The organism is Micromonospora deserti, from assembly GCF_003236335.1.
GTDB lineage: Bacteria > Actinomycetota > Actinomycetes > Mycobacteriales > Micromonosporaceae > Micromonospora > Micromonospora deserti.
Genome location: NZ_POUB01000316.1, coordinates 1 through 6,135 on the forward strand (window position 1 = coordinate 1; position 6,135 = coordinate 6,135).

At 73.4% G+C, this 6,135-nt stretch carries 9 protein-coding genes and 1 tRNA gene; 7 read left to right on the plus strand and 3 right to left on the minus strand.

Annotated elements, in window-relative coordinates; all coding sequences use genetic code 11:
- The 3 genes from C1I99_RS27985 to C1I99_RS27995 all read left to right on the plus strand — a co-directional run.
- Positions 1-788: class I SAM-dependent methyltransferase (locus tag C1I99_RS27985; RefSeq protein WP_111137204.1), on the plus strand; the 788-nt coding region annotated here is incomplete at its 5' end.
- Positions 789-792: 4 nt separating this feature from the next.
- Positions 793-1,614: an MOSC domain-containing protein gene (locus C1I99_RS27990; protein WP_111137205.1), complete on the plus strand. Its 822-nt coding sequence runs from the start codon at positions 793-795 to the stop codon at positions 1,612-1,614.
- A gap of 121 nt (positions 1,615-1,735) precedes the next feature.
- Positions 1,736-2,053: a hypothetical protein gene (locus C1I99_RS27995; protein WP_111137206.1), complete on the plus strand. Its 318-nt coding sequence runs from the start codon at positions 1,736-1,738 to the stop codon at positions 2,051-2,053.
- Between the two features lie 61 nt (positions 2,054-2,114).
- On the opposite strand, the gene C1I99_RS28000 is transcribed toward C1I99_RS27995, so the two are convergent.
- From C1I99_RS28000 to bcp, 3 genes are all read right to left on the minus strand, one after another.
- Positions 2,115-2,654, minus strand: a complete 540-nt coding sequence (locus C1I99_RS28000) for a GNAT family N-acetyltransferase (protein ID WP_111137207.1) — start codon at positions 2,652-2,654, stop codon at positions 2,115-2,117.
- Between the two features lie 77 nt (positions 2,655-2,731).
- Positions 2,732-2,814: transfer RNA gene (locus C1I99_RS28005), tRNA-Leu, on the minus strand.
- A gap of 23 nt (positions 2,815-2,837) precedes the next feature.
- Entirely contained in the window at positions 2,838-3,314 is a 477-nt protein-coding gene (gene bcp / locus C1I99_RS28010) for a thioredoxin-dependent thiol peroxidase (protein ID WP_111137208.1), read from the minus strand.
- Between the two features lie 220 nt (positions 3,315-3,534).
- Here bcp and C1I99_RS28015 point away from each other — a divergent pair, with 220 nt between their 5' ends.
- The 4 genes from C1I99_RS28015 to C1I99_RS28030 form a co-directional block, all read left to right on the plus strand.
- On the plus strand, positions 3,535-4,251 hold the full coding sequence (locus C1I99_RS28015; RefSeq protein WP_111137209.1) for an energy-coupling factor ABC transporter permease: 717 nt from the start codon (positions 3,535-3,537) through the stop codon (positions 4,249-4,251).
- The gene (locus tag C1I99_RS28020; protein ID WP_111137210.1) at positions 4,248-4,634 is read left to right on the plus strand and encodes a PDGLE domain-containing protein; all 387 of its coding nucleotides are present in this window, start codon (positions 4,248-4,250) and stop codon (positions 4,632-4,634) included. Before C1I99_RS28015 ends, C1I99_RS28020 begins: the two co-directional genes overlap by 4 nt.
- A gap of 11 nt (positions 4,635-4,645) precedes the next feature.
- On the plus strand, positions 4,646-5,416 hold the full coding sequence (gene cbiQ, locus C1I99_RS28025) for a cobalt ECF transporter T component CbiQ (RefSeq protein WP_111137211.1): 771 nt from the start codon (positions 4,646-4,648) through the stop codon (positions 5,414-5,416).
- A partial coding sequence (locus C1I99_RS28030; RefSeq protein WP_111137212.1) for an energy-coupling factor ABC transporter ATP-binding protein occupies positions 5,413-6,135 on the plus strand: 723 nt, incomplete at its 3' end. The genes cbiQ and C1I99_RS28030, both read left to right, overlap by 4 nt.

Genomic DNA, 6,135 nt, shown 5'->3' on the forward strand with positions numbered 1-6,135 from the left:
CCCCCGTCGCCGCCTTCCCCAAGCGGCTGGCCCGGGTCGCCCGCCACGACGCCAAGGTGCTCCGCACCTCGGCCCGCTGGCTGGTCACCTCCCGGGAGCACCACAACTACACGTACGAGCTGACCAAGCTGAGCCGGCACCACCTCGCGTGGTTCGTCAGCGTGGTCTGCGACCTGCCCGTCAAGCAGGTCCGCGGGTACCTCGACGAGATCGAGTCGGACGACAAGCTGCGCCGGCACATCGAGACGGCCATCGCCGGCGCCGCCCGCCGTGGCCTGGCCGACAAGCGCGTGCGGTACGCCCGCCGGATCGGCTGGTACGCCATCGTCCGGGCCACCCGGCCGACGCACGTCGTGGAGACCGGCGTCGACAAGGGACTCGGCAGCTGCGTGCTCGCCGCCGCCCTGCTGCGCAACGCGGCCGAGGGGCACCCCGGGCGGGTCACCTCGCTGGACATCAACCCCGAGGCCGGCTATCTGGCCCGCACCGCGCCCTGGTCCGAGGTGGTCGACCTGGTCATCGGCGACTCGATCGCCTCCATCGCCGCGCTGGACCGGCCGGTCGACCTTTTCCTGCACGACAGCGACCACAGCCGGGCCCACGAGAAGCGCGAGTTCGAGGCCGTCGAGACGAAGCTCGCCCCCGGCGCGATCCTGCTCACCGACAACGTCACCGCCACCAACGTCCTCGCCGAACACGCGGAACGCACCGGCCGCCGGTTCCTCGCCTACCGGGAGACCCCGGCCAACCACTGGTATCCGGGGGACGGTATCGGCGTGGCATGGTGACCGGGTGCAGCTGATCGCGATCCACACGTACCCGGTCAAGGGTTGTCACCGGCTCGACCACGAAGACGCCCGGGTGCTGCCCTGGGGGCTGGCCGGCGACCGGCGCTGGATGGTGGTCGACGCCGACGGCGTCGGCGTCACCCAGCGGGAGGCCGGCGGCCTGGTCGGGCTGCACGCGGTGGCCCGCGACGGCGGCCTGCTGCTGCGCGCCGCCGGCCGCCCCGACCTGGACGTGCCCGAGCCGTCGTCCGCGGCCGAGGCGGTCCGGGTGCGGACCTTCCGGAACCGCAAGCTGCCGGTCCCCGCGCTCCCCGCCGGCCCGGCGGCGGACGCCTGGATCAGCGCGTTGCTGGACCGCCCGGTACGCCTGGTCTGGCTCGCCCAGCCCGCCCGGCACATCGCCGCCGGTGAGCGCGAGCACGACACCGGCGACCAGGTCAGCTTCGCCGACGCCTATCCGCTGCTGCTGACCAGCACCGCCTCCCTCGCCGCGCTCAATGGTTGGCTCACCGACGCTGGCGAGGAGCCGGTGCCGATGAACCGTTTCCGCCCCAACCTGGTCGTCGACGGCGCACCGGCCTGGGCGGAGGACGCCTGGGCCGGGCGGCCGGTGCGCGTCGGCGGGGTCCGCCTGCGCGCCGCCGGGTCGTGCGACCGCTGCGTGGTCACCACCACCGACCAGGAGACGGGGGTACGCGGCAAGGAGCCGCTGCGTACCCTGGCCCGGCACCGCAACGTGGGGCGCAAGCTCCTCTTCGGACTCCACCTCGTTCCGCAGCGGCCGGGCACGGTGACCGTGGGGGACCGGGTCACCGTCGGCGGCTGACCGGCGGGACCGGCGCCCGCCCCACCGGTCGACCTGCGCATCCGTGCGACCACCAGGGCTTGTCGGGAACGCCACCGGGATCGATGATGACCGAAGGTGTCACGTCGACAGAGGAGTCGAGATGCCGGTGATCCATCATCCCCGCGTGGCGTGGGACACCGCCCGCGTGCTCGTCGGGGCGGTGCCCGACGACGATCTCTTCGACTGGCTCACCGCCAAGCTGGGTGACCTGCTCGGGCCCGACTGCGAGCAGGCCCTGCGGGAGACCCGCGACCGGCTGTGGTGGACGACCGACAATGACCTGTTCCTGGTCGAGGCCGGCCGGTGGCGGGTCCGCCTGGAGGAGGCGCTGCGCAGCCGGCCGCAGACCGCCGAACCGCTGTGGCAGCTGAGCGCCACCGCCACCCGCCTGCTGCGCGAGCGCCGCGTCGCCGCCTGAGCCGACGGCCCGGCCCAGCCGTCGCCGGCCTGGGTGGCTTCGCGTCCGGCGGCCTGGTGGCTCAGCCCTCGGCGGGCTTCCCGTCGGTCAGGTCCCGCCACATCAGGATCTCGTCGCGGTCGTCGCCGGGGGCGACCCGCAGCGCGCCGGGCAGCCGCCCGATCTCGCGGTAACCGAGGCCCCGGTAGAACCGGTCCAACCCGAGGCCGTCCCGCACGGTCACGTGCAGCGCCTCCCGGCCCAGCTCCCGGCCGAGCCGCTCGGCCTCGCGCATCAGGGCGGCCCCGTACCCCTGGCCCTGGGTGTCCGGGTGCACCATCACCCGCTTCAGCACGCACCAGTGCGTCTTCAGGTTGAACCGGTTGTCGCAGAGGATCAGCGCGGCGACGAGCCGGTCGCCGGCGTACCCCAGCAGCAGCCGGTCCGGGCCGTCGGCGATCCCGGTGAAGGTCGGGTCGGCGGTGGCCCGGACGTCCCCGGCGGTGACCGGTGGCACGAAGCCGACCGCCCCGCCGGCGTTGGTGACGTCGACCCAGAGCGCGACGATCTGCTCGCGCAGCTCGGAGGTCAGCTCGGGATCGAGGACGAAGCGCAGCCTCACGTCGTCATCCTGGCCCGCCGGGTGCGGCGCTGGCCCGCGATCGTGACGCTCCTGACACGGCGGTCGCCATTGCGAAGTGCGGGAGGGGGGATTCGAACCCCCACGTCCTTTCGGACAATAGGACCTAAACCTACCGCGGCTGCCGTTACGCCACTCCCGCTGACCCGCTGAGTCTAGAGCGTCTCAGTCCAGGCCGAGATCCCGGCGGAGCTTGGCGACGTGGCCGGTGGCCTTGACGTTGTAGAGCGCCCGCTCAATCTTCCCGTCCTCGTCGATGACGAAGGTCGAGCGGATCACGCCGGTCACCGTCCGGCCGTACATCTGCTTCTCGCCGTACGCGCCGTACGCGGTCAGCACCGTCTTGTCGGTGTCCGCGACCAGCGGGAAGGTGATCGCGTCGCGCTCGCGGAACGTGGCCAGCTTCGCCGGCTTGTCCGGCGAGATGCCGACCACCTCGTAGCCGGCCGCCTGCAACGAGGCGAGCGAGTCGCGGAAGTCGCAGGCCTGCTTGGTGCAGCCGGGCGTCATCGCCGCCGGGTAGGCGTAGAGCACGACCTTGCGGCCGCGCAGGTCGGTCAGGGAGAGCGTCTCCCCGGTGTCGGTGGGGAGGGTGAACTCCGGTGCGGGGTCGCCGGGGGAGAGGCGGTCGGGCGCGGTCATGGCACGACCCTACCGCCGGCCGCGCCGCACCGATCGTGGTCGCCGGGCCGTGTCGGGGCACCGGCGGGCGGCGCCGGGCCGACCGGGTCCGTGGCCGGCCGGGCGCCGCGTCCACCGTGATCAAGACCATGGCTTGTTGCCAGATATTGGCAACAGTTAGGTGCAGGAAATAGGCTGACCCCCGCCGGCGTGGACGGGCCCGCCGACGCGTGGAGGTCACGTGGAAACCCTGGCGATGCACATCTCGAACGGGATCATCGACGGTCCCGTCGCCGCGGTGTTCGCGGCGATCGCGCTGGCCGCGATGACGGTCTGCGTCCTGCGCGGCCGGCGTGACCTGGACGACCGGCTCGCCCCGATGGCCGGCCTGGTCGCCGCGTTCATCTTCGCGGTGCAGATGCTCAACTTCCCGATCTTCACCGCCGGGGTCAGCGGGCACCTGCTCGGCGGGGCGCTCGCCGCGATGCTGGTCGGCCCCTGGGTCGGCGCGCTCTGCGTGGCCGTGGTGCTGGTCGTGCAGGCGCTGGTCTTCGGTGACGGCGGGGTGGCCATGCTCGGGCTCAACATCACCAACATGGCTGTCCTCGGCACCGCGGCGGCGTACCTGCTGATCGCGCTGCTGCTGCGGGTGCTGCCGCGCACCCCCACCGGCCTCGCCGTGACCGCGTTCGTCTCCGCCCTGGTCAGCGTGGTCGTCGCGGCCATGGGCTTCGTGCTGCAGTACCAGCTCGGCGGCACCACCGACCTGGGCGGCAACCTCGCCGGCCTGGCCGGCACCATGGCCGGCGTCCACCTGCTGATCGGCATCGGCGAGGGCCTGATCACCGCCACCACCGTGGTCACCGTCGCGAAGGCGCGGCCCGATCTGGTGTACGCGCTGCGCGCCCTGAAGCCGGCCGCGCCGGCGCCCGTCCCGGCTGTCGGAGGTGTCCGGTGAAGACGCGTTCCTGGGGGTTCCTCGTCGGCGGGCTGCTGGTCGCCCTGCTGCTGGCCGGGGTGGTGAGCAACTTCGCCTCCGCGCACCCCGACGGGCTGGACTCGTCGCTGCGGGAGGGCTGCACCTTCGACGCCGACGACAACATCACCGGCGGCAGCTGCCCGGCGCAGCAGGAGAAGGAGCACGAGGTCGGCGGCCCGCTGGCCGACTACGGCGTGGCGGGCGTCGACAACGACTTCCTCTCCACCGGGCTGTCCGGCGTGATCGGCGTGCTGCTGACCTTCGCCGTGGCCGGCGGCGGGTTCTGGCTGGTCCGCCGCCGGGCAGCGGAGGCGGCCGACGCCGCCGACCGGGAGCGCACCACCGCCGGCGCCGGCAGCTAGGGGGTACGACGATGGGCGCCGGGCACGCGCACGTGCTGTACCGGGAGTCCGCCTCACCGGTGCACCGGCTCCCGCCCGAGGTCAAGATCGCGGCGATGGTGGTCTTCACCCTCGCCGTGGTCGCCACCCCCCGCGAGGCGTTCTGGGCCTTCGGCGGGTACGCCCTGCTGGTCGCGGTCGTGGCGGCGCTGGCCCGGGTCGGGCCGGGTTGGCTGCTCAGCCGGGCGACGATCGAGCTGCCGTTCGTACTCTTCGCGGTCGCACTGCCGTTCCTCGGCGCCGGTGAACGGATCGACGTGCTCGGGCTGCGCCTCTCCTCCGACGGCCTGCTCGGGGCCTGGAACATCATCGCGAAGGGCACCCTGGGTGTGCTCGCGTCGCTGCTGCTGGCCGCGACCACGACGATCCGCGACCTGATCCTCGGCCTGGACCGGCTGCGCTGCCCGCAGATCCTCACCCAGATCGCCACGTTCATGCTGCGCTACCTGGACGTGCTGGTCGGCGAGGCCCGCCGGATGCGGGTGGCCCGGGTCTCCCGCGGCGACGACCCGCGTTTCCTGTGGCAGCTGCGCGGCTTCGCCGCGGGCGTGGGGGCGCTCTTCCTGCGCGCCTTCGAGCGGGGTGAGCGGGTGTACCTGGCGATGGTGTCGCGCGGCTACACCGGGCGTATGCCGGCGGTGTGGCAGGGGACGGGCGCGGCGACGGCCGGGCAGTGGCTGGTGGCGTCCACCGTGCCGGTCCTGGCGGCCACCATCGCCGCCACCGCCGTCGTGCTGACATGATCGGAGTCGTGCAGCCGACTGTTCCCAGCCTGGACGTCCGTGGCGTCCGGTACGCGTACCCGGACGGGCACGTCGCCCTGCACGGGGTCGACCTGACCGTGCCCAGGGGTGACCGGGTGGCGCTGCTCGGGCCGAACGGTGCCGGCAAGACGACGCTGGTGCTGCACCTCAACGGCATCCTTACCCCGACCGAGGGCAGCGTGCGAGTGGGCGGTCTCGCGGTGGCCCAGGACCGGGCCACCCTCGCCGAGGTGCGCCGCCGGGTGGGCATCGTCTTCCAGGACCCGGACGACCAGCTCTTCCTGCCGACGGTCGCCGAGGACGTGGCGTTCGGCCCGGCCAACCTGGGGCTGCGCGGGGCGGAACTGGCCGCCCGGGTGGACGAGGCGCTCGCCGCGGTGGGGATGAGCGATCACCGGGACCGGGCGCCGCACCACCTCTCCTTCGGGCAGCGCCGCCGGGTGGCGGTGGCCACGGTGCTCGCCATGCACCCGGAGATCCTGGTGCTCGACGAGCCGTCGTCGAACCTCGACCCGGCGGCCCGGCGCGAGCTGGCCGAGATCCTGCGCGGCCTGCCGGTGACCCTGCTGATGGTCACCCACGACCTGCCGTACGCGCTGGAGCTCTGCGACCGTTCGGTGATCCTCGACGCGGGGCGCATCGTCGCCGATGCCCCCACCCGGGACCTCCTGGCCGACGCGGACCTCCTCGCCCGCCAC